The following is a 22,983-nucleotide window of genomic DNA, read 5'->3' on the forward strand; positions in this document are numbered from 1 at the left end:
ATCTCTACTGAGATTATATAAACTTTACTCTGAACGTATTTCTTTCGCTTTAGAACGTTGCTGAAGGCCTAAATCTTCACGAATAAAACGAAGCTTTAGAAGTAGCTCTTTCATGCCCCCTACATCAAGACGACGAGTGTTATGACTATGATAATCTTCTATTTTAGCAATTTCTTTATTTCCTTCATTAAAAAATTTATCATAGTTCAAATCACGATTATCACAAGGAATACGATAATAATCCCCCATATCTATAGCCTTAGCCATTTCTTCACGAGTAACAAGTGTCTCATAAAGTTTTTCTCCATGACGAGTACCAATAACTTTCACTTCGGTGTCACCATACTTAGGATTAATTTCTGCATAAACTTGCTTTAAAGCTTCTGCAAGTGTTTCAAGAGTAGCAGCTGGTGCTTTTTGAACAAAAAGATCTCCATTCTTCCCATGCATAAATGCATAAATAACTAAATCAACTGCATCATCCAATGTCATCATGAAACGTGTCATATTTGGATCGGTTATAGTTATAGGGTTTCCCTGTTCTATTTGCTCTACCCACAATGGAATCACCGAACCACGACTTGCCATTACATTACCATAACGTGTACAGCAAATAGTAGTTTGCGCATTTTCCCCCAATTCACGTCCTTTGGCCATCGCAATTTTCTCCATCAGTGCCTTGCTGATACCCATAGCATTAATAGGATATGCAGCCTTATCTGTTGAAAGCACAACCACATTCTTCACACCATGTTCAATTGCTGATGCAAGCACATTACCAGTACCTATCACATTGGTCATTGTTGCCTCCATTGGAAAAAACTCACAACTTGGCACTTGTTTTAAAGCAGCAGCAGCAAACACATAATCTACACCACGCATAGCCACATCAACAGAAGCCTTATCACGTACATTACCAATATAAAATTTCACTTTAGGATTTTGTAAAGCATGACGCATATCATCCTGTTTCTTTTCATCTCTTGAAAATATACGTATCTCCTTAATATCTGAATCAAGAAAACGACGTAAAACTGCATTACCGAAAGAACCTGTACCTCCAGTAATCAAAAGAATTTTACCTTTAAAAATAGACATTTTTACTATATTATATTATCGTTCAACTTCCACTAATGATTTCACTTAAACACAAAAATATCATTCTTCAAATTCGTTTAATAATTCAACAGTCAATATATCAGAAAAATAAGATATTTTACTTTTCAACATACAATCTGAATAATTCCACCATTCTATTTTCTTCAATCTGTCAATGATATCTTCACTAAATCTATATTTTATAATTCTTGCTGGAACTCCTCCCACAATTGCATAGTCTGGCACATCTTTTGTCACAACTGCACCAGCACCAATAACAGCTCCATTGCCTATTTTTACTCCCCCCATAATACAAACATTATTTCCAATCCAGACATCATTTTTAATCTCAATCTTTCTATATGGAGTTGAAATAGTATCTGTACGCCAAGATGAACCTGTTGAATTTACATGTTCAGTAAAAATGGGAGATGTTGACAAATAATTAACTGTATGAGAGGCCAAACCTATATTACAGTTCGAACCTATAGAACAAAATCTCCCTATATCTGCATAGACAACTACTGTACCTGGAGAAATATAAGAATAACTACCTATATTAGAATTGATAATCTTTACTGTCCTTTTTATCTTTGCTCTTTTATTAATCACCGAAATATTATCAACTAACGCAAATAGCGAAACGGAAGGATTAAATATATTAATCAAATAACCTTTCAAATATCCCATCATAATTACCTATCAAAATCATAAGCATCGATAAATGAATTGGGAGTTCTATTAAGAATAGTTACTCCTCTATAATTTGCATATTCCCTTAACATATCATGTGAATTCATCATCAAATAAATCCACTTCAACCATTTTTTATAACTACCTTTAGTCATATATCTTATGTTTTCACTTTTATAAAAATGCCCATCATTCAAATATATACGATGAGTACATTCATCAACATCAAAATTTTTCATCCACGAATGCTCTGCTCCATATAAATATAGTTTTTTAAATCCTGCATTAATCGCACAAAAGATGGCTGCATTAAGAACATTTTGAGGTAATGGCATACCTAAGGATTTTTTATAAATACAATGTGATATAGTTTTAAAACCAGAAACCGGGGTCTGATTATATTTAATGATTGTAACGCATCTATTATCTTTGATTTTTTCCATCCAATCATTGGAAACATCATGGGGAACAAATAATTTCATCTCCCATGAAATTCCAGCAATAGCTTCAATTAATTTAGTTCTTTGCTCTAATTGATTAGATGATTTTCGTGAAAGATTTGGATCCAAAATAATATAATAATTCGGCTTTAATATAAAAAACATATCTGTCAATGCGAAATAATTTACAACAAGTAAATTCAATCCTTCAAAGTTAGATTGGTAAATTGCAGTCTTTAATGAAGGACCATTACACAAAATATGAATAGTAGTATCAGGATATAATGTTTTTTGAATATTCCTAAAACTTCTATTCGCTCTAAAAGAACTAAATAATAAAACTGATAACATAGAGACACACATCTCTAACAGCGCACCAACAAAGACATAAATTTTCTTACAAACATTTTTCATATTACAACTGAAAATAATTTTGTCGTTCGTATTCAACGACAGGATCAAATATAGAATGATACGGATAATATTGATCAATATATCTCATTGAAGAACCTGCATAAGGAGTAAGATAGTCTCTTAAAAAAAAGTAAAGGATCACACAAATAAAAAGAACAGACATATATTTAGAACAACTTTTTAGCCTAGGCATTTCAAATTCTTTAATAAACGTAGCAAGTATTACCATGTAACTGATATCAAAATATATCCTAAATCGCCAAATTATTGGAAAAATTCCCGTTAAAATATTTATAGCTAAATATGCCCCTCCCATATAGATTAACGGCATATTTTTTGTTTTGAAAAGAACATATATCAACACAATAAGTATACACAACCGTCGCAAAGAAAATATTGCAAACTCTTCTCTTATTCCCAAATCTTCACTTTGCATATATCCCAAACCAATAGAAGATATATTTGAATCAACAGATTCAGATTTAAAAAAGTCAAGAAACAGCATGGTTATATCCACAGTATATATAAAATATATAAATATAATGGCTATACATAAAGTTAACCAAAGCGTCGTTTTTTTATATTTCACAAAATTAAATAGTATTGCCAGTAATATTAAAAATGCAGAATTATGAAACATAAATGCAGCAAACACACATAATAAATACTTAGCTATTTGTTTATCCTTCAAATAAGAATAGCTATATAAGGCAAAACCCAAAGCAAAAGATTGACGTAATAAATTAAAATTTAATACTAAATAACTGATAAGCGCATAAAGGAATATACATAAAAAATACTTTTTGTTTCTTTCTTAAAAAATGAAAAAACAGCCACATTTAAAAATACCGCTTGAATTGTTTTAAAAAGGACGAAGTCCCCCGTGAAGAACCTGCACCCATACATCAAAAGAATCCATCCTGGCTGTCGTCTATCCTCCCCCCCTTCAAACAAATCAAAAAAATCAAAGTTATATACATCAAACTGTTTATATTCTTTCATATAATTAGGTAGATCAGTACCAACCTGAAACTGCAATGCTGATATAGCAATAAACCAAAGCAACAAAATATAATACCAAGTATTCTTATACCTCGATTGGTTTAAAATATCATACCATATTGCTATAAAAAGACAAAAGAGTAAAGAAAGGGTATATAACATTGATTAACGAACAAAACTTTTTGTGTATCTGAATAAATCGCTCACCTCATGTCTGAAAAACAATCCTGTAGCAAACACAACAACTAATAACAAAGAATATTTTACAAGTACATTACCCATCAAAAGTGTTACAATAGCACTAGCAGTAATAGCTATCACTGAAAAAAACATATATTTATACGATTCCACCACATGATAGTGTTTTTCACCAAGGTATGTTTTTAGAGTCATGGAAACTATAGCCGCTATTGATGTAGCAATAGCAATCCCAGGAATTCCCATTGGAATACGCAGTAACATACAGAAAAGAATATTAACGATAACAGAAACTATAAACACAATTATATTTAAATAAGTTTTCTTCGAAATGCCAATACCCATCCCTGTCGTCTCACCAATAATATAACAAATCGGCGCCAAAATCAAGAAAGGGAAAAACACTTTGGCAGCCCTATACTTCTCACCAAGCAATAAAAAAATAATATCTTGGGAAAGAACAACAAACAAACCAAATAGGGTTAAGACACAAACTAAATAGCGATGAACCTTAAAAAATTGCCCTGTTTGTGTTTTATAATTTTCATAAGTATAAGGCACCCAATAAGTATTAAATCCAGCTTGCACAAGTAGTATTATGTTTGCCAATGCTACAGCAGAAGTAAATATGCCAACACTATGATAATCCATGGTATTTTGCATTACGATCTGTGGAATAGAAGAGTTAGCCCACATCAAGATAGAAACCGGTATCAGTGGGATGGCAAAAGAAAATATTTCTTTTGTGACCTCCTTATCATACTTTCTTATTTTCTCAAAACGTTCTTTCTGTATCAATAAAAAAACTAACGCAAGAATAAGATGAGACACTGTCAACACTACTAAAGCTGGTTTATAAGAAGAATCCCAAAAACCCACCCCAATGTAAAGAACCTTAGAAATCAAAGCCATTAAGATACCTTGTATAGTATACAACTTAATATCCTTCTCCATCCGATATGTCAAGTTCAAGTATCTTAATGTAGCAGTACAAAAAACACTTAAGAAAAATAGCCACAACAGCAAATTGTCTTTCTCTTGAAACATCACTTGAGACAAAAAATCTCTAAATGGTATTGCAAGAATAACAAACAGCAAAATCAAGGAATAAGTCACTGCAAAACAAAATGTGAAAAGATATCCAACAGTTCTGTTATTAGGCCGTTCATAATAAAACCGAGCATAAGCCTGATCCAATCCTACTAAAATTAAAATTCCCCAAAGATTGGTATATGTATTAAATATATTTATCTTACCTAACACAGAAGGATCAAATAGTCGTGTAGATATAGGTGCAGATAAAAAACTTATAATAAAAGAAACCCAGGTTACAACAGAAAAACCTATAAATTTCTTAACAAATGACTTACCTGTCTCTGCCATTAGTCCACTATATTTTCTTTAAGAGATCGCGCTATCCTTTCCTCATTATAACGTTCCAAAACAATCTCCCTATTTCGTTGCTTGTCTTTAATGGATAACGGAGTATCTAAATCCTCTTCTTTCGCTGTCTCTATTGCAAAAACATTAAATCCGCAATCCACAAACCACTTATATAAAGGACTCCTTTCTGACATAAAAACCTTAACACCTAGGTAAAACCCCATAATTATAGTTCCTATAGACTCCTGTCTCCAGGCGGACATTATCATGGAGCGTACTTTAAGAAAAATCTGATTATAAACTTGGAGTGGAAGATAACTTGTAAGTACTTCAACTTTTTGAGGAAAAGAGGATTTATAAGCATTCTCAACTTCACTCACATATTGTTTGCTACCACCATAAGACAAAACAAGAGTAAATCTCAACTCATCTTTCAAATCCATTCTCTTCAGGAAATTCAGTACATACAAATGATTATTTGAGTAAGAAGCTGAGTTACCTACCATAATTGTATCACCGTCAAAGAAAGGAGTATCTTTCAACTTTCCTAAGACTTCTGATAATGAATAATTAAAAACCTCATAAGAATAGATCTTTCTTGAAGCATACTGTTCTATAAGCGCTACATCATAATAACAACAATGTTGAATACTATTTATTCGATGAGAAATATATTTAAATTGTTTATTGATTTGAAAGTTAAATTGATACTTATACCCTTTAACTTCAAGAGCCAGTTTAAATAAATATGGTAAATACCTCCTAAAGACTCTATATTTGTCATATCTCACAGGATCTGTATAGTATAACTTAAAACCATTTGGCTCCAAAAATTGATTATACAAATCAGCGCCATACACCTCCCAACAAACATGAACATCTATTGGTGCTGACTTGATAAAGTCAATCATATCCATTGTTAAATAATGAGCAATGATATGAGTATAGCTAGAGAAATCAAAGACCTTTCCTTCTTTTCTACCTTGATTTCGCAGAATCACTGGACATTCTTTATACTTACGCAAATGTTTAAAATCAGTAGTCAAACTAAATATAACAACATCATTATGATATGGAAAAACATTCTCATACACCCCAAGCATTCGCTCAATCACTTGATGATCTATAATTAAATGAAGTATTTTCATTAATCAATATTTTTAATATAATACCTACAACACAAACTTATTATCTTTATGCCAAGCCAAAGTTTTAGAAATACCTTCTGCTAACGCTATAAATCTCATATCTCCTATTATAGATAACAATTTACTTATATCCAATGTAAAATCGACTACATCGCTTTGGTGACAACATGTATATTCCCATCCAAAAGAAGGCAATTGTTTATGAATGGTTTCAACTATATCATTTAAAGAATATACAGACCCAGAGCCAATATTAACAATCTCATTCTTATAATTCATATTTATTAAAATGAATAGTATTCTGCAAAAATCTTCAATATAGATATAATCTTTACACCCTGTCCCATCTCCCCATATAGACAGTTTTTCACCTCTCAAAGCTTTTTGTATAGCAATATTTATAACTCCCTGCTTCGTTGAATAATGATATGGACCATATGGATTTGACAACCTGACAATTAGATAATCTAAGTCAAAGAGTCTTTTATAGAGATACATATAATTTTCAACAGCCAATTTGGTTATTCCATATGAAGATATCGGCTTAGCTACCTGATTTTCCGAATGAGCATTCGCCATGTCACCATAGATAGCCCCTCCAGAAGATAAATAGATTATTTTATGTGCCTTATATTTCTTGCACATTTCTAATAATTGAATAGTAGAAATCAAATTTGTTTCTATGTCATATCTATAGTCATTTGATGCAGCAGGAACTGTTGTGGTAACTAAATGCAAAACAACATCAAACTCAGCTTCATTCCTAAATATATTTTCTATGTCCAAAGTAGATGTTATATCGCCAGTATAAACCTTTGAAATAGAATTTATTTCCACTCCCTTAGGATGCTTATTTGTCCTATCAAATACTACAACTTCATACTGTCCAGAAAGATAATCATCAATAAACTTTAAAATATTTGTACCAATAAACCCAAAAGCTCCCAAAATCAATATCCGTATGCGCTCACCATGACTACATAATCCACCAACAATAGAAAATTCTTGGTTTGGATTGACTACTTGTGAATAAATAGAATTCATTGTCTTACAATTTTATCCGTGAAAAATAGATAGAACTTTTCATTAAATCTCCTTGATAATATGAAATATAAAGCATTCCGTCTTTTACAACTGCGCCAGGATACGCACTATCCATATCTGATGATAATTCAAGCAACATCACTAACTTGCCACTAGTTTGATCAACCTTAAATAGAGCTGTGCAATTCATCTTACCATTATAGGCACGCCCAACTGTATAAACGTTATCCTTATAAGTAAATAGTTTAGGACATCCGATCCGCATACCTCCATCTTTCCATTGCCATTGATCACCATCATTACTTATTCCCACATAAGCATTCTGTTTTCGTCGTACAACGGAGAAAAATTTATCCCCCAACTTCGCCACCGATGCCTCTGTCGGAGAATTATCAATTGTAGGTTTATCTACAAGTTTATAATTAATACCATTAAAAGATTTTACGAACGCAAAATAAGGTGCATAAATATAACCATAAGCTATTCCATCTATCCATGACACATCCCATAACCAATTCCAATCCATATTAGGTTTAAAACTTATAGGAATCAATTCTGTATGTGATTTATTGGAAGAGAAAAAGCTGACACATGATTTTCTTAAAACAGCCACTTTATTCTCATATTTTACTTCTTCTACCAACAGCATAACTTTTCCTTCCGGCGTTACTGTGAGTTTTGGATCCCGTAAATCTATACCATCTACACTATACGATAAAAAAGGCTGCCAACGTTTCCCGTTTTTTGAATGCAAAATTCTAATAATCCCAACATCTTCTCCGCTAGGATCATAATGTTTTTTTGCCTCCCGAAATGCACAATAAAAGCGTCCTTTATAATTAATCAATGATGTAAATGAAGCATAGGGTTTTCCCGTATATATTTTTTTTGTGGAAATTATGTATGGGGAAGAATCTTTCTCAGCACTAATACTCCCAGAATTCAAAACAATCATCAATAATAAAAGAAATCTTACCATGTTATTCTCTACCATATTCTACGCTTCCATGACCAGGATATAAACTTAAGTTACGAGACAATTGTATTATTCGTTGCTGAGAGATTTCTGCATCAACTCGATTACTATTAGGAAAAGAAGCAATCACTTTCAAGCCTGGTATATATGAATCACCACTGAAGAAACAGCCACTTACTGTATAACATAAACAGCTTTTGTCATGCCCCGGAGTCGCATAAACCGACACAAAACTATCATTGCCAGAAAAGAGCCTCAATTTTTCCCCTTCATTAATAGTAATAATATTCTCCGGCCGACAGCAAACGATATCTTCTGCCTCCATGTGATAACGTGAACAATTCAATTTAGGTGACAATAAAGCTGTTTTTCCAAATTCATTTGTATAGAGAATCAACTCAGGATATTGCCTCAACAGTTCATTAATACCATAAATATGGTCATAATGAGTATGAGTAAACAATACACCAACTAACTTTTTTCCTTCGGGAATAGCACCTATCACTTTATCCACATCTCCCGCATCAACAAGCCAGCATTCACTACTATTCTTCGTGTAAAGCAGGAATGTATTGGAATTGTAAACAGAGTTAATTATCTGTTTTATCGCCAGCATATCTTATCAACTCAGGAAAAACCCCGTCCGTAGACGTATCCATAACCATAGTCCCCCATGCCAAACCTGTACCAAAGGCACTACACACAATTTTCTTCCCATTAAATTTTTCTCTAAGTTTACTAATGATCATTAATGGTATAGATGTAGATGATGTATTACCAAAATCTGTGATATTATATATACACTTAGAATCATCAACTTTCAGCCGCTTTTGAATAAACTTATTAATCATTTGATTTGCCTGATGAATCAAGAAATAGTCTACATCAGCCTTATCTACTGCTAACTTAGATAAAAGTGCATTAATCTCTTTAGGAGCAGTATTTACTGCAAAAGAAAAAATACTATCTCCTTCCATATTCGCTTGGAGTCTATTTCTTAAAATATCATCCTTACACATTACATACTCAAAAGATTCTTTAGTTACAGGGTTTCTATATCCACCATCAGGAATAATCAGTGATTTAAAATTACTTCCATCAGTATGCATATCAAAGATGATCGGTGAAGCTGACGTATTAAATTCAAGAGCTGTAGCTGTTCCAGCATCACCAGCCAACAAATTTACTCTATCATAAGGAGATTTAGCTTTGGTAGATGTTTCCCCTACAAGCAATAGCCCTTTCTTTATTTTCCCAGCACTCAAAATTGCAGAAATTGTGGAAAGTCCGTAAATCCAACCAGGGCAACTCATAGTGATATCAAAACTCATACAGTTAGAAGAGAGTTTTAATCTATCTTGAAGAACACATGCTGTAGCTGGAAAAATATAATCCGGAGTTTGAGAGACAAATATCAAGCACTCAATATCTTCCTTTTTCCAATCCAATTCCTCAATTATTTTTTCTGCTGCCTCTAAACACAAATCAGAAGAACAAATTCCCTCTTCGGCAATATACCTTCTTTTGACTCCGGTGGTTTCTATGTATTTTTCTAATTCTTTTTTATCTTCTATGAGAGTAGAATCTATATTTTCAACTTGCTTCGGAGGTACGCAAGCAGAGATTCCTGCTATTTTTACATTATCTATCTTAAAAAATGCCATATTCGTTATCTAATTTCCGATAATTGATCTTACCAGACTCATTTCGATAAATTTCATCTACACATTTTACAGTTAAGGATGTTAAAGGAAGTCCTGTTTTTATTGAAATGAGTTTTTTAACTTGTTCTTCTTTTCCTGCCTCTGTTATATACACAAACATTCTATTATCATTTCCACTACATGCACAATCAATAAATAATCCATCTGCTACTATTTTCTCACATTGATCCAAACTAACTCGCAAACCGAATAACTTTAAGAAACGTTTTTTCCTACCAATAATAAAATAGCAGCCATCCTCATCCCTAAAGGCTATATCACCAGTACAATATTCACCTTTAAACTCATCGCCTTTCACCAAATCTTCTACAGACTCCGCATATCCCATTGTCACATTAGGACCTTGATAACACAATTCTCCCTCTACATGAGAATTAGCTACAACTTTACCTTGGTCATCTTTTAATACAATAGTTCCTCCTGGAATTGCGAAACCTATACTAGCACATTTTTTAGTTGCCAACTCAGCTGGAAGATAAGCTAATCTAGCAGATGTTTCTGTAGTACCAAAAGTTGCAATGAACCGCTTACCGCTATAAGAGGCATATTCTGAAAAATACTCAAATAGAGAATTTGAAAGTTTCCCCCCGCCCTCAGCCATTGTCTTGAGATATGGCAAATCCATTTGAGTAAATTTCATTTTCTTCAGGATTTCATAGCTGTATGGAACTCCTGTGAAATTAGTTCCCCTTTGTTCCTTAATAAAACTCCAAAAGAGCGGACTTAAGAGATGATTAGAAAGAAGCAAAACTGTTGCACCAGCATATAAATGACTATTGATAACATTCAGCCCCATAGTATATTGCATTGGCAAATCACAGATCCCCCTTTCAGTAGTATTCCATCCAAATACATTTGCAACATTTTGAGCATTAATCTCTATGTTGCCATATTTATGACGTACTAATTTAGGACTTCCAGTAGTACCTGAGGTGGTTAATAACAAAGATAAATCAGGATTTAAAGCAGGTGTATCATTAGTTGTTTTATATAATACATAGCCTAAATATTCTTCAATAATCTCCGTTTCTCCAACCTCTCTCATATTTGAAGGACACCATATATACTCAGGCTTATATATTTTATAAAGATTATCAAGTAATCCTTTTTCCATACTAGCATTAAGTAATAAAGCAACATCTTTATTGTCATACAAAGCCAAAAATCCCGCCAATGATGGTGCAGTGTTTTTACATAAACAAAACACTAGTTTTCTTTCAGGAATTTTTCTTTTCAAAGTATCACAAAAGATAGTCAAGTCTCCATATGTCAACCTATTCCCACTATCATCAATAATAGCGGTTGATAGCTTGCTTTTTTTGTCTATATCAAAAATCATATAAACTAAAATTCAATATTACGCTTCCTCAAAATGTCCAAACCTGCCTGATAAGAAGTAAAAGCAATGATTTCATCAGGTTCAAATTCTATTTGAAACTCATCCTCAATAATTGCCATCAAACTCATTTGTCCAATAGAATCCCAACGTTCAACAGTATCCATCGTTGCACTTTCCACACTTTCACATGGAAGTTCCAAACCTTCCACAAACGCATTTTGATATTTCTCCAAATTTGTCATAACTAATTATTTTAACAAAAACTCAATTTTACCAGCTATCTGCTCAGCTGTTAATCCATGCTGTTTCCAAATATATCTCAAAGAACCAAGTTCTCCAAACCGATCATTTACACCTATTCTTACTAATCTAACATGTAAATCATTATCACACTTATATTCGGCAATGGAACTACCCAATCCTCCAATAATATTATGCTCTTCAACAGTAACAACCAAACGATGAGTAGAAAAGATAGTATCTAAAAGCCCCGTATCTAAAGGTTTAATAGTATACATATCCACCACAGTAGCATTAACATTTTTTTCTTTTAACATCTCAGCGGCATCCATAGCCTCTCGAACCATCAAACCTGTTGCAAGGATTGCAACATCTTCACCTTTTTTAATTATATTAGATTTACCAATAGTAAAATCACAATCTTTTTCATAAACAATAGGACAATTTAATCCACCAGACAACCGTAAATAGACCGGGCCTTCAATCAAAGAAGCAGCAATGACTAATTTAATTGCAGCCAAACAGTCAGAAGCTGAAAGAATAATTATATTAGGCAAAGCTCTTACAAGTGCAATATCTTCTGTAGCCCAATGAGATACAGCCAAGGTCTCCATTGCAAAACCAGCAGAATTTCCTATTAACTTAACATTAAATTGATGATAAGAGAGATTTTGACGTATCATCTCAACTGTTCTTGTAATAATAAATTCAGCATAAGTACAAGCAAACACATTACTACCAGATTCAGATGCTATACCAGCTGCAATACCTATCATATTTTGCTCGGCAATGCCCACATTAATGACCTTATCCGGGTAGTTTGCATAAAATCTATCCAAGCTTGCAATAGCAATACTATCTGCAACCACAACTCTCAAATTAGGATCGCTTTTAGCTACTTCAAGCATACCAATACCGGCAGCTGCTCCTTTTTGCCCTAATCTAGCATAAGCTTTTATAAGTGGAGTACTAATAACCATATACTCTATGAATTTAAAATTTCTGCGTAAGCTGTTTTATATTGCTCTTCTGACAATACGGCCTGATGCCATAATTTATTATTCTCCATAAACGAAACGCCTTTTCCTTTAACCGTTTCAGCTATCAAAGCATAAGGCTTATCAATTGGCCTATATTGTAATGAGTCTATCAACTGCTCGACACTATGTCCATTCACCGTTTTAGATTCCCAACCAAAAGATTTAAACTTAAGTTCCATATCCATTTGTGCCATCCAATCTTCGGTATTGCCATCTACTGCCATATAGTTCCTATCAACAATCACAGTTAGATTATCCAATTTATAATGTCCGGCTGTAAGGACAGCTTCCCAAATAGAACCTTCATTACATTCTGCATCTCCCAAAAGAACATATACATGATATGGAAGATTATTTTGTTTAGCATAAATAGATTTACCTACCGCAAAGGAAAGCTCCATACCCAGACTTAAGGAAGCATACTCTAAGCCTAAATCCAAATTCCTTTGATGGCCAACTAACAAACCATTGTCTTCTTCATATGAGTTTAACTTTTCAATTGGAAAAAAACCCATTTCCGCCATTACAGGAAATTCAGCCAATCGAGCATGCTCTTTACCCGCAATAAAACGATCACGTCCTTCCCATCTTGGATTTGAAACATTATACTTTAAAATAGAACCATAAAGTACCGCATAGATTTCAATACAGGACAAGCTACCACTCAAATGAGCTCCTCGCCTTCCAGCAGCCAACGCCATATCCAAAGCATGAAGGCGCATTTTTCTACAAAGATTTATGAGTTCTTTAGAATCTAACTTACCACTTTCCATAATTATCGTCCTCCATCAACTTTAATAATCGCACCATTGATATATGAAGCTCGTTCCGATGCCAAGAATAATGCTACTTGAGCAATTTCTTCTGTTTTACCCAGACGTCTTAACGACGACTCTACTGATAACTGTTTTAATTGTTCAGTATTATATTGTTGAATCATTTCAGTTTCTATCGGTCCAGGAGCTATGGCATTTACCCTAATTCCAAGAGGTCCCAATTCTTTCGCCAAACATTGGGTCATAAATAATACGGCAGCCTTACTACTTCCATACGCAATCTTACCTGGCTGTGGTTCGATACCTGCAATAGAGCCCATATTAATTATTACCCCACTTCTTTGCCTAATCATTTTTTTTGATATTTTCTGAATAATATTGAGCATAGAAAAATAATTGGTATCAAACAACACTTTTACATCCTCTATTTTAGTCTGACTTAACAATCCCACAGTAGAGATACCAGCATTATTTATAAGAATATCTATTTTCAAGTTCTCATCGAGAATTTTTTTTATTCCAATATTAAGTGATTCACCATCAGTTATATCAAAATAAACAAGTTTTATCCAAACATTATGTACTCGCTCTAGTTCTGCTTTCCACATGATGAAACTTTCGCTTTCTTTACGCATGCATGCCCAAACATTAGTACCAGCTTTCGCAAACATTTCTACAAGAACCTTACCTATGCCACGGTTCGCACCTGTTATTATAATATTCTTACCTTTCATGCACTATTTCAACGATCTACCACCATCTATAATTAAAGTATGCCCCGTAATATAAGACGCAGCATCACTAAGCAAAAAAATAACGGCGTAAGCTATTTCAAAAGGTTCCGCATATCTTTTCAACAGATATTTTTGCATATCCTTCTTATAATCTTCCTCAGAAAAACTCAATTTCATTTTCAGATCAGTATTAACCATTGAAGGGTGTACACTATTAGAGCGAATCCCCCTCACTGCAAATTCTACTGCACAACTTTTTGAATAAGACGTAATAGCACCCTTTGATAAAGAGTATAATCCATTCGCAGGAGTAAAAGTATATAACCCAGCCAGTGAAGACATGAATACAATTGAAGCATTTTTCTTAATTTTCTTCCTCTTGTACAAGAGATTAGTTAAAAAGATAGGTGCTTTAGTATTAACAGCTAATACCTTCTCATATTCCTCTTCACTGATAAAATGCAACGGCTTCGTATTCGAAATACCTGCATTATTCACCAGCCCATCAATTGGATCAATTAACTCTACAAAATCCAAAATCTCATTATAATTAGCAAGATTTATCTGATACACACTACAATTCTCGCTCTCTAACATACCTACCGTTTCATTCAATGCATCTATATTAATATCGACTAACAGTAGTATTGCACCCATTTTAGCAGCCTCAATGGCAATAGAACGACCTATTCCACTACCTGCTCCTGTTATAAGAATCCGTTTGTACTCTAAAGAAAATGGATTATAGTTCATTGCTTAGATTTAACGATGCTATATAAATCTCCAATAGTTTTTGCCTGTCTAATGTCATCACTTGTAATAATGATACCATATTCCTCATCCACCATAGCAATAACAGATAATACTAATAACGAATTCCACTCATCATTATCTTTAAAATCAGTCAATACTGAAAAGTTACTAGTGTCAATGTCATCAAACAAATTCACTATGTTTTGAATAAAATCCTGTAATTCCATATTCTTAAATTATTTTATTATTAATATCAATATCACTTAACTGCAAAGGTTCTCCCATAGGAATGCATCTCTTAGCTACTTGCCCTAACATTTGTTCATAATAAACAGGCGATAAGCCATCAGCAGGCCTAAACGATTTTGTATTCTCAACGGTAAAAATGTCACCTGGATTAATATCCACAATGGCATAAATGGCTCTTCTTTTAGCCCGTTCTCTATCCGAGATTTCTCTTTTTATCCCCCCTAATGCACTTTCCACATCTCTTACACCATCCACCATTTTTTTAAATTCTTGAGGTTCCATCGAAAAAGAAGAATCTGGCCCACCTAACGATCTGTCTAAAATAAAATGCTTTTCTATAATTTTTGCACCTAGTGCAACAGAAGTCATTGGCACCACACTCCCCATCGTATGATCTGAAACCCCAACTACAGTCTTAAAAGTAGCAATCATATCAGGAATTGTCAAAAGATTAGCCTGTTCTAACGATGCAGGATATTCTGACGTACATTTCAACAATGAAACATCTTTATTACCCATTTCATAACAAGCATCAAGAGCTATTTTTATATCATTGTAATCGGCAACACCTGTAGACATAATTATAGGTTTGCCTACCTTAGCCACCTGCTTGATAAGAGGTATATCATTTATCTCAAAAGAAGCAATCTTATAGATAGGAATTTCCATTTTTTGCAAAAAAGCCACTCCTTCTAAATCAAATGGTGTAGAAAAGAAATCCAAACCTAACCGTTCTGATATATTCTTTAATTCTGGCTGCCATTCATAAGGCATATAAGCATCAGTATATAATTGATAACGGGTAACTCCTTTCCAAAGCCCCGATTTTATCATACCGAAATGTTCGTTATTTATATCCATAACAAGCGAATCCGGCTTATATGTTTGTACTTTAACTGCATCAGCACCTGAAGCCGCCATTGCTTCAATAGTTTTCACAGCCAAATCAAAATTATGATTATGGTTGGCTGACAATTCAGCAATAATATAAACTCTATTCTCTTTTAGTTTCATAGAATCACCATTTAACGGGATTTTGTTTGTTAAATCTAACAAACTGATTTATCAATTTATCTCCTGATAGTTTTCGAAACTCAGTTGCAGGCGTATGCATTTTCACATATTTCCGACCATCAATTTCTACAATCTTATCCTCTATTGCGCCAAAGAATCTGGATAATTGATACGCATTAGTATTACCCCACAAAAGATACCCAAAAAGATTTTCAAATCCTAATTCGTCAAAAAACAACTTTTTATAGTAATACTGTATCTCTATACCTATACCAGAATTTGCCATATACGGTGAAAGGTAGTATCCAGGTTCTCCTTCTTTATGTTCATAATCTACATTTATGATACTCAACACCCCTATCGGTATATTATTCCTATAAAATAGCCAATAATATGCATCATTCCTTTCTGACAAATTATATACAAAAGTACAATGATTTTCAAACGGAATAATATCTTTTGTTATCATCCACTTACGTATATCCTCATGATTTCTCCACTCCCAAACTAACTTCACTTCTTCAAGAGTAAGACCTACAAAGTTTTTATACGTATAGTTATTTATTTGATAAATTTTATTTCGATCTATATTCATAACAAATGAAAGATTGAGATATATTTTTCTTTTTGTTTTGAATAATCAATAAAAGATGCTACGTTCAAATTATCACATGTTAAAGCCGCAACCAACGAGTTTAGATAATTTTCATCAAGCAGATTTCCTAATGGTACAATGGAATTAGTCTTCAATAAAGCATTATACATACCTACTTGGTTATCAACATAATATCCAGAAAGAACCTTTGTCCCTCTTGATAACGCCTCATAGCAGATCATACTACTTGATAATATAGCAAATTTTGATATGTCAAAAAGGTTAGCTATTTCTTGTGCGGAAGCATCTATGTGAACCGCTAACCCTTCTGACAAAAACTCACGAATTCTTTCAGTACCAATAACACTAGAAGCTATAAGATGAATTTCATATTGAAGTTTACAGTTTTTCAAATACCTAAATGTTTTTTCCGTCAATAAATATTGATCTGTACCTCCAAAACATATTGTGATGATATTAGATGATATTTTTTTTTCTGATTTATATTTCCTAAATGGTGCGCGAAGAATAACCCACTCAAACCCACATAATATTTTAGTATATGGTTCAACAGAATACTTTGAAAAATCCTCCTCTACATAATTAATTAAAACATCTGAATAGTGATGCATATTATATGAAGCCAGACAAACCAATTTACATCCCTTTCTCTTTATTTGTCTCTCATATTCAGATGTAAAGAAATAATTATCCAAAAAGACTATTTCATTACCAGAAAGACAGGAAAGAAATACATCAAATTTAGTTTCATCAGATGGAAGAGCTACAAGATCACAAACTTCACCAACTGCCTGCCTTTGATATTCTGTCGGTTCTTGAGTATAAAATACACACTCAAAATCATCTTTTAGCATATCTGCTAAAGCCAATGTACGAACAAAATGACCATAACCTATTTGGACATTAGCATCTGCTCGAAATAATATTCTTTTCTTCAATCTTTATATTATATAGCAGTAATATGAATTAATATTTTAGGTATTTACCCGCGAACATATAGCATTTTATACTTAAATTCTGCCATCCTCCAATCCTGTTCTGTGTCAATATCTTGCACTCGATCTTCGTCAACCACTATCCCTCCCCTTTTAATGTCACCAGAGAGCCATCGGTCAATCTTATGCCAATAGAATGTACCTGAATCATGATAGGCAGATTCCAAATCCTGGCTACGAGTTTTAGCATATTCCGGCCAATTGAAATAAATTTCCCCCTCACTGTTCATACCATATGAACGCAATATAGGATATGAGAACTGTACAACAGGTACTATAGACGAAAAATCCGAATGAATCAATCTTTCATAGCCAACAACAATATCCTCATTCAGAAGTAGTGGAGAAGTTGCCAAAATACAACACATATTATCAAAAAAATCTCCTTGTTCTTTATACCTATCCAATACTTCTCGAATAACATCTGCTAATGTAGCATAATCATTTGCAGTTTCTTCTGTTCTCAAAAAAGGAACTGAAGCTCCATATTGTCGTGCCACTTCCGCTATTTCCAAATCATCCGTTGATACCATAACTTCATCAAAGAGATGCGTTGAAAGAGCTGTTTCAATGGAGTAGGCAATGATAGGTTTACCCATAAAAAGCTTGACATTTTTATGAGGAATACGTTTGCTACCACCACGAGCAGGTATAATTGCTATGTTCCTCATCACCTTACAAATTCTAAAACCTTTTCAATTACCCAATCCTGTTCTTCATTAGTAAGTGAAGGAAACATCGGTAATGCCAAACACTTAGTGTAGTATTCCTCAGCAACAGGACAATCTCCTTCTTTCCATCCAAATTGTTTATAATATGGCATCAAGTGTGCCGGCGCATAAAGAACTTGGGCAAAGATGTTATTCTCACGCAAAAAGTCATACAAGGCTTTTCTATTATCAACCTGAATAATATATAAGTGAAATGCATGAAGAATATTATCTGCTCTAAAAGGAGTTTTAATAACGGTTCCTTCAAAAGCTTTATCATATTTCTTTGCAATCTCCCCACGGCGAGAAATACTCCAATCCATTCTACTTAATTGAGAGATCCCCAATGCTGCTTGAAATTCAGTAAAACGATAGTTGTAACCAAGTTCTTGCATTTCGTAATACCACCCTCCATCATGCTTTATCAGTTTTTCAGGATCACGAGTAATACCATGAGTTCTATAAAGACACAACTTTTCATAAAGCTCCCTATTGTTAGTTGTTACAGCTCCACCCTCACCTGTAGCAATATGTTTTACAGGATGGAAAGAAAAAACTGTAAGATCGGCGTATAAACTATTACCCACTCGGTTTACTATTCCTTTACTATCAGTGAAAGTAGCACCTGGAGCATGACAAGCATCCTCTACAATAGCAAAATTATACTCGACTGCAAGTTGTCTCATCCTTTCACCATCAATAGGATATCCAGCAAAGTCTACAGGAACTACAGCTTTATATGTTCCTTTAGGAGAAGCTTTCAAAATAGTTTCTAATCTATCTAAATCAATCAAGAAAGTCTGAGGATGAATATCGCAGAAAACAATCTCTGCTCCTTGATAACGAAAACCATTGGCACTAGCAACAAAAGTATTTGGAGTAGTAATTATTTTATCGCCGGGGGTAATCCCCAAAGCCATAGCACACAAATGCAAAGCTGCAGTACCATTACTTACCACACAAGCATATTTGCTGTCACAAAATTCAGCAAATGCTTTCTCAAATTTATTAATCTTTGGCCCCTGAGTGAGATAATCAGATTTAAGAGCCTCTACCACAGCCTGAATATCTTCGTCAGTAATATACTGGCGACCATAAGAAAGAGTATGGTCTATCATAATTATTTTACTTTAAAATTTGAATTTACATATCTACGTATTTTATCCCTCAATGAATCAACAGTCTCCCACTCCGTATTTGTGTCTGAACCATAAGCAAAATCTTCAGGAACCGATTTTGCATTATAATGAGTAAGATAGGTTTCCTTGTTGCGGTTATCAGTAAACGCTATAGCAGGAAGAATTGCATATGAACTACCTAAATCAATCGTATTTATCGCATCATCTTTCGATATCATTTGTTCGTGTAACTTTTCGCTAGGACGAATACCAACTTCACTTTGTGCAAGATTAGGAGCTATTGCCATAGCCACATCAGTAATGCGATATGACGGACATTTCGGAATAAAAATCTCTCCTCCTAAGTGATTTTGTATAGCACATATCACCATATCTACAGCTGTCTGTTGTGTAACATTAAAACGAGTCATCCGTTTGTCTGTAATAGGAAGTTCCTTTGCACCCATATCCCTACGTTCAATAAAATATGGAATAACAGAACCTCTTGCCCCTATTACATTACCATAACGAACAACAGAAAATTTAATATCTTTTCTTCCCTTTATATTATTGGCTGCAACAAAAAGTTTATCGGATAATAACTGGGATGCTCCATATAAATTAATTGGTGCACATGCCTTATCTGATGATAGTGAAATAATATTTTTTATATTACAAATAAGAGCTACATCTATAACATTCTGAGCTCCTATAACATTAGTTTTCACGCACTCTTCCGGATTGTATTCTGCAGTATCAGGTTGTGATATAGATGCTGCATGAATTAAAATATCAACCTCACTACATGCTCTCAATAATCGCTCTTTATCTCTTATATCTCCTATAAAAAAGCGCAATTGAGGATACTGTTTATGAGGATATTGCCTCTGCATAACATATTGAGCTGATTCTCCTCGCGAATAAACAATAATTTTTTTTATTCCGGGATAATCTCTAAAAACTGTTTCTACAAACTTTTTCCCAAAAGAACCCGTTCCACCAGTTATAAGGATAGATTTACCATTTAGCATATTTTTTTATTCTACAGGTTCATAATATGTATCAGGACGACTGGGATCAAAGCAATCATTGCTCCAAATAATAGTAACCATGTCTTCTGTTTCAGAAAGATTAATCAAGTTATGGGTGTATCCCGGAAGCATTTCTACTACTCTTAAGTTACTTCCATCCACATTATATTCAATCACCGGATATCTATTACCATTTTCATCTACACCCACTTTTCTCAACTGAATAAGACCACAGCCACTTACCACTAAAAAGCGTTCAACACTATTGTTATGCCAGTGTTGTCCCTTAGTTATACCAGGTTTCGAAATATTAATAGATATTTGTCCATGATTTTCCGTTTTTATAAACTCTGTAAAACTCCCCCTTGTATCTACATTCATATTCAAAGCAAAAGATATCTTAGATTCCGGCAGATAAGACACAAATGTTGAATAGAGAGCTTTCTTAAAAGAATCACTCACATAAGGTACCTGAAGAGAAGTTCTCCCTTTTTTGAAATAATTCAATAAATCCACAATATCCCCCAACCGCACTCTATGTACATTAGCTACATAACAAAATTTACCTTCCCTATATTCATCACCAGTCAACGCATTTATTAATTCATCTACTAAGTCATCTATATAGACAAGATTTAACATTACATTGGGATCATTTACCTGAATAGGCAAATCATTGGCAATATTATTGCAAAATGTTGCTATAACAGAATTATAATTAGGTCTACACCATTTACCAAAAAGATTAGGGAAACGATATATCAATACTTTGGCACCTGTTTCTTTTGCATATTGAAACATCAAATCTTCTCCGGCTTTTTTAGACTGCCCGTATGGATTGTCTAATGCAGCCTGACTTGACGACGAAATCATAACAGGACATTTATTCCCATATTTTTTTAACGTATCAAGGAGTGTGGAAGCGAAACCATAATTTCCTCTCATAAACTCACTAACATCTTTCGGTCTATTAACTCCTGCTAGATTAAATACAAAATCTGCCTTTTGACAGTATACTTCAAGTAGCTCAGGTTTTGAATCAATATCATACTCCATTATAGTAATAGTGGAATCCACTTTATACCAACGAGCTTTATTAGTAGCGATATTGCTTAACTGCGCACAAAGATTCTTTCCAATAAAACCTTTAGCGCCTGTTATAAGTATATTCATTCTTCAAACAATTACAAATTGTTATTACTCATAATGTATATATTCCTTCTATAAGAACACCTCACAAAAAATTACTATTATTTTTTGTCATTGTCATACCATTAAGTCCATATTCCGTAATTTCAGACTCAGAAATTCTCTGCAACCGTTAATAATTCCAATAAAATTTGCCAAAACAGTCCAAACCGACTACTCACCATACTAATTATGCTATAGCATAAAGCGATTATCTCTACCAAAAATCCGATATTCTCATATCCATATCGCAAAACCATTAATGCAAGACTCTAAAGAGTCATGTCTTTCACATATCCTTATAGACAATAACTTGAAAGGGCTTGGAGATTATCTTAATACCACCTATAGTACTTACAAATACTCTCTCTAGAAAATACCCCCAACATAGTTTGTAGACATTTCCTGCAGACTCCATCATTCAGTCTGTAGTTTATAATCAATTCTAAGATAATCTCAAAGTCATACAATAAAAATACCTTCCTATATATGCACTTTCCAACAATTACTCATCAGATGTGTTGAATATTTTAATGAATAAATTTTATTTTATCTCCTCAAACGGATACTGATTCTCCTCAAAATCCTTCAACTCCTCCACAATCTTCGTCTGTTCCAAAGTCAGCTCTCCCTTATTCCAAGTGTTAATAATTTCATGAGCCTCCTTCGCTAAACTCTCATCATAAAATTCACCATAACAATACGTCAATAGCCTAACCTTTAACAACGAAGGAGAAAGTTTTGGAAGCACCTCCCAGCTACGATCCAACACACTCTGAATACATTCCTGCTTACTACCATTATCATAAATAGTAGCAGCAAAAGCCACCAACAAGCCAAGACAGAGTTCAGCCTCCTCCTCAACCGTAGTTCCACGAGTATTATAAAGTTCAATAGCTCGTTCGTAGACATCACGGTTCAAACGTGTAAATTGGTCCGCATAGATGGGACTTCCATCTAGCCCATAGGTTAGAAGATGATGGGCTAAAGAAAATAATGATGAAGAATTAGAATCCATATTATAAATTGTTTTATTCCAAAAAGAGAATTTCCTTTGACG

Annotated in this window: 24 protein-coding genes and 1 pseudogene; all 25 read right to left on the reverse strand. The window is 33.7% G+C overall.

Translation table 11 applies throughout. The annotated features are described in order from the left end of the window. Window positions 1–24 precede the first annotated feature (24 nt). The 25 genes and pseudogenes from BACINT_RS12430 to BACINT_RS12555 all read right to left on the reverse strand — a co-directional run bounded on the left by BACINT_RS12430 (window position 25) and on the right by BACINT_RS12555 (window position 22,941). Window positions 25–1,098, reverse strand: coding sequence for a polysaccharide biosynthesis protein (locus BACINT_RS12430; RefSeq protein ID WP_007663542.1), 1,074 nt, complete (start codon window positions 1,096–1,098; stop codon window positions 25–27). A gap of 60 nt (window positions 1,099–1,158) precedes the next feature. Then, the gene (locus tag BACINT_RS12435; RefSeq protein WP_007663546.1) at window positions 1,159–1,791 is read right to left on the reverse strand and encodes a CatB-related O-acetyltransferase; all 633 of its coding nucleotides are present in this window, start codon (window positions 1,789–1,791) and stop codon (window positions 1,159–1,161) included. A 2-nt stretch (window positions 1,792–1,793) separates the two neighbouring features. Further along, window positions 1,794–2,645, reverse strand: coding sequence for a hypothetical protein (locus BACINT_RS12440; RefSeq protein ID WP_007663549.1), 852 nt, complete (start codon window positions 2,643–2,645; stop codon window positions 1,794–1,796). Between the two features lies 1 nt (window position 2,646). Then, a pseudogene (locus tag BACINT_RS12445) lies at window positions 2,647–3,809 on the reverse strand (EpsG family protein). Window positions 3,810–3,812: 3 nt separating this feature from the next. After that, window positions 3,813–5,228, reverse strand: coding sequence for a lipopolysaccharide biosynthesis protein (locus BACINT_RS12455; protein ID WP_007663558.1), 1,416 nt, complete (start codon window positions 5,226–5,228; stop codon window positions 3,813–3,815). After that, window positions 5,228–6,376: a TDP-N-acetylfucosamine:lipid II N-acetylfucosaminyltransferase family protein gene (locus BACINT_RS12460; protein ID WP_007663560.1), complete on the reverse strand. Its 1,149-nt coding sequence runs from the start codon at window positions 6,374–6,376 to the stop codon at window positions 5,228–5,230. Before BACINT_RS12460 ends, BACINT_RS12455 begins: the two co-directional genes overlap by 1 nt. Window positions 6,377–6,400: 24 nt before the next feature. Then, window positions 6,401–7,420 carry an NAD-dependent epimerase/dehydratase family protein gene (locus BACINT_RS12465; RefSeq protein WP_007663562.1) on the reverse strand — a complete coding sequence of 340 codons (1,020 nt, stop codon included), beginning with the start codon at window positions 7,418–7,420 and terminating at the stop codon, window positions 6,401–6,403. A 4-nt stretch (window positions 7,421–7,424) separates the two neighbouring features. Further along, on the reverse strand, window positions 7,425–8,414 hold the full coding sequence (locus tag BACINT_RS12470) for a hypothetical protein (RefSeq protein ID WP_007663565.1): 990 nt from the start codon (window positions 8,412–8,414) through the stop codon (window positions 7,425–7,427). Beyond that, a complete protein-coding gene (locus tag BACINT_RS12475; protein WP_007663568.1) occupies window positions 8,401–9,012 on the reverse strand; it encodes an MBL fold metallo-hydrolase in 612 nt (203 codons plus the stop codon). Before BACINT_RS12475 ends, BACINT_RS12470 begins: the two co-directional genes overlap by 14 nt. Next, window positions 8,987–10,060, reverse strand: a complete 1,074-nt coding sequence (locus BACINT_RS12480; protein WP_007663573.1) for a 3-oxoacyl-ACP synthase III family protein — start codon at window positions 10,058–10,060, stop codon at window positions 8,987–8,989. Before BACINT_RS12480 ends, BACINT_RS12475 begins: the two co-directional genes overlap by 26 nt. After that, a complete protein-coding gene (locus BACINT_RS12485; protein ID WP_007663575.1) occupies window positions 10,047–11,459 on the reverse strand; it encodes an AMP-binding protein in 1,413 nt (470 codons plus the stop codon). The genes BACINT_RS12480 and BACINT_RS12485 overlap by 14 nt, the downstream gene beginning before the upstream one ends. Before the next feature lie 5 nt (window positions 11,460–11,464). After that, window positions 11,465–11,701: a phosphopantetheine-binding protein gene (locus BACINT_RS12490; protein WP_007663580.1), complete on the reverse strand. Its 237-nt coding sequence runs from the start codon at window positions 11,699–11,701 to the stop codon at window positions 11,465–11,467. Window positions 11,702–11,707: 6 nt separating this feature from the next. Further along, window positions 11,708–12,679 carry a transketolase family protein gene (locus BACINT_RS12495; RefSeq protein ID WP_007663593.1) on the reverse strand — a complete coding sequence of 324 codons (972 nt, stop codon included), beginning with the start codon at window positions 12,677–12,679 and terminating at the stop codon, window positions 11,708–11,710. Window positions 12,680–12,684: 5 nt separating this feature from the next. After that, the gene (locus BACINT_RS12500; protein ID WP_007663596.1) at window positions 12,685–13,512 is read right to left on the reverse strand and encodes a transketolase; all 828 of its coding nucleotides are present in this window, start codon (window positions 13,510–13,512) and stop codon (window positions 12,685–12,687) included. A gap of 2 nt (window positions 13,513–13,514) precedes the next feature. Continuing rightward, a complete protein-coding gene (locus BACINT_RS12505; protein WP_007663599.1) occupies window positions 13,515–14,249 on the reverse strand; it encodes an SDR family NAD(P)-dependent oxidoreductase in 735 nt (244 codons plus the stop codon). A gap of 3 nt (window positions 14,250–14,252) precedes the next feature. Beyond that, window positions 14,253–15,002 carry an SDR family NAD(P)-dependent oxidoreductase gene (locus BACINT_RS12510; protein ID WP_007663602.1) on the reverse strand — a complete coding sequence of 250 codons (750 nt, stop codon included), beginning with the start codon at window positions 15,000–15,002 and terminating at the stop codon, window positions 14,253–14,255. Beyond that, window positions 14,999–15,229, reverse strand: a complete 231-nt coding sequence (locus tag BACINT_RS12515; RefSeq protein ID WP_007663605.1) for an acyl carrier protein — start codon at window positions 15,227–15,229, stop codon at window positions 14,999–15,001. Before BACINT_RS12515 ends, BACINT_RS12510 begins: the two co-directional genes overlap by 4 nt. 4 nt (window positions 15,230–15,233) lie before the next feature. Continuing rightward, the gene (gene pseI, locus BACINT_RS12520; protein ID WP_007663608.1) at window positions 15,234–16,265 is read right to left on the reverse strand and encodes a pseudaminic acid synthase; all 1,032 of its coding nucleotides are present in this window, start codon (window positions 16,263–16,265) and stop codon (window positions 15,234–15,236) included. A 4-nt stretch (window positions 16,266–16,269) separates the two neighbouring features. Then, window positions 16,270–16,860 (reverse strand): UDP-4-amino-4,6-dideoxy-N-acetyl-beta-L-altrosamine N-acetyltransferase, encoded by a 591-nt coding sequence (gene pseH, locus BACINT_RS12525; protein ID WP_007663611.1) that lies wholly within the window; start codon window positions 16,858–16,860, stop codon window positions 16,270–16,272. Then, window positions 16,857–17,819 carry a hypothetical protein gene (locus BACINT_RS12530; protein WP_007663613.1) on the reverse strand — a complete coding sequence of 321 codons (963 nt, stop codon included), beginning with the start codon at window positions 17,817–17,819 and terminating at the stop codon, window positions 16,857–16,859. Before BACINT_RS12530 ends, pseH begins: the two co-directional genes overlap by 4 nt. A gap of 44 nt (window positions 17,820–17,863) precedes the next feature. Next, a complete protein-coding gene (gene pseF / locus BACINT_RS12535; RefSeq protein ID WP_007663615.1) occupies window positions 17,864–18,547 on the reverse strand; it encodes a pseudaminic acid cytidylyltransferase in 684 nt (227 codons plus the stop codon). Next, entirely contained in the window at window positions 18,547–19,704 is a 1,158-nt protein-coding gene (gene pseC, locus BACINT_RS12540) for a UDP-4-amino-4,6-dideoxy-N-acetyl-beta-L-altrosamine transaminase (RefSeq protein WP_007663617.1), read from the reverse strand. Before pseC ends, pseF begins: the two co-directional genes overlap by 1 nt. Before the next feature lie 2 nt (window positions 19,705–19,706). Next, entirely contained in the window at window positions 19,707–20,735 is a 1,029-nt protein-coding gene (pseB, locus tag BACINT_RS12545; protein WP_007663620.1) for a UDP-N-acetylglucosamine 4,6-dehydratase (inverting), read from the reverse strand. 6 nt (window positions 20,736–20,741) lie between these two features. Next, entirely contained in the window at window positions 20,742–21,908 is a 1,167-nt protein-coding gene (locus BACINT_RS12550; RefSeq protein WP_007663623.1) for a capsular polysaccharide biosynthesis protein CapF, read from the reverse strand. A gap of 559 nt (window positions 21,909–22,467) precedes the next feature. Beyond that, window positions 22,468–22,941, reverse strand: a complete 474-nt coding sequence (locus BACINT_RS12555) for a UpxZ family transcription anti-terminator antagonist (protein ID WP_007663628.1) — start codon at window positions 22,939–22,941, stop codon at window positions 22,468–22,470. Window positions 22,942–22,983: the final 42 nt, after the last annotated feature.

This window comes from Bacteroides intestinalis DSM 17393 (genome assembly GCF_000172175.1).
GTDB classification, from domain to species: Bacteria; Bacteroidota; Bacteroidia; order Bacteroidales; family Bacteroidaceae; genus Bacteroides; species Bacteroides intestinalis.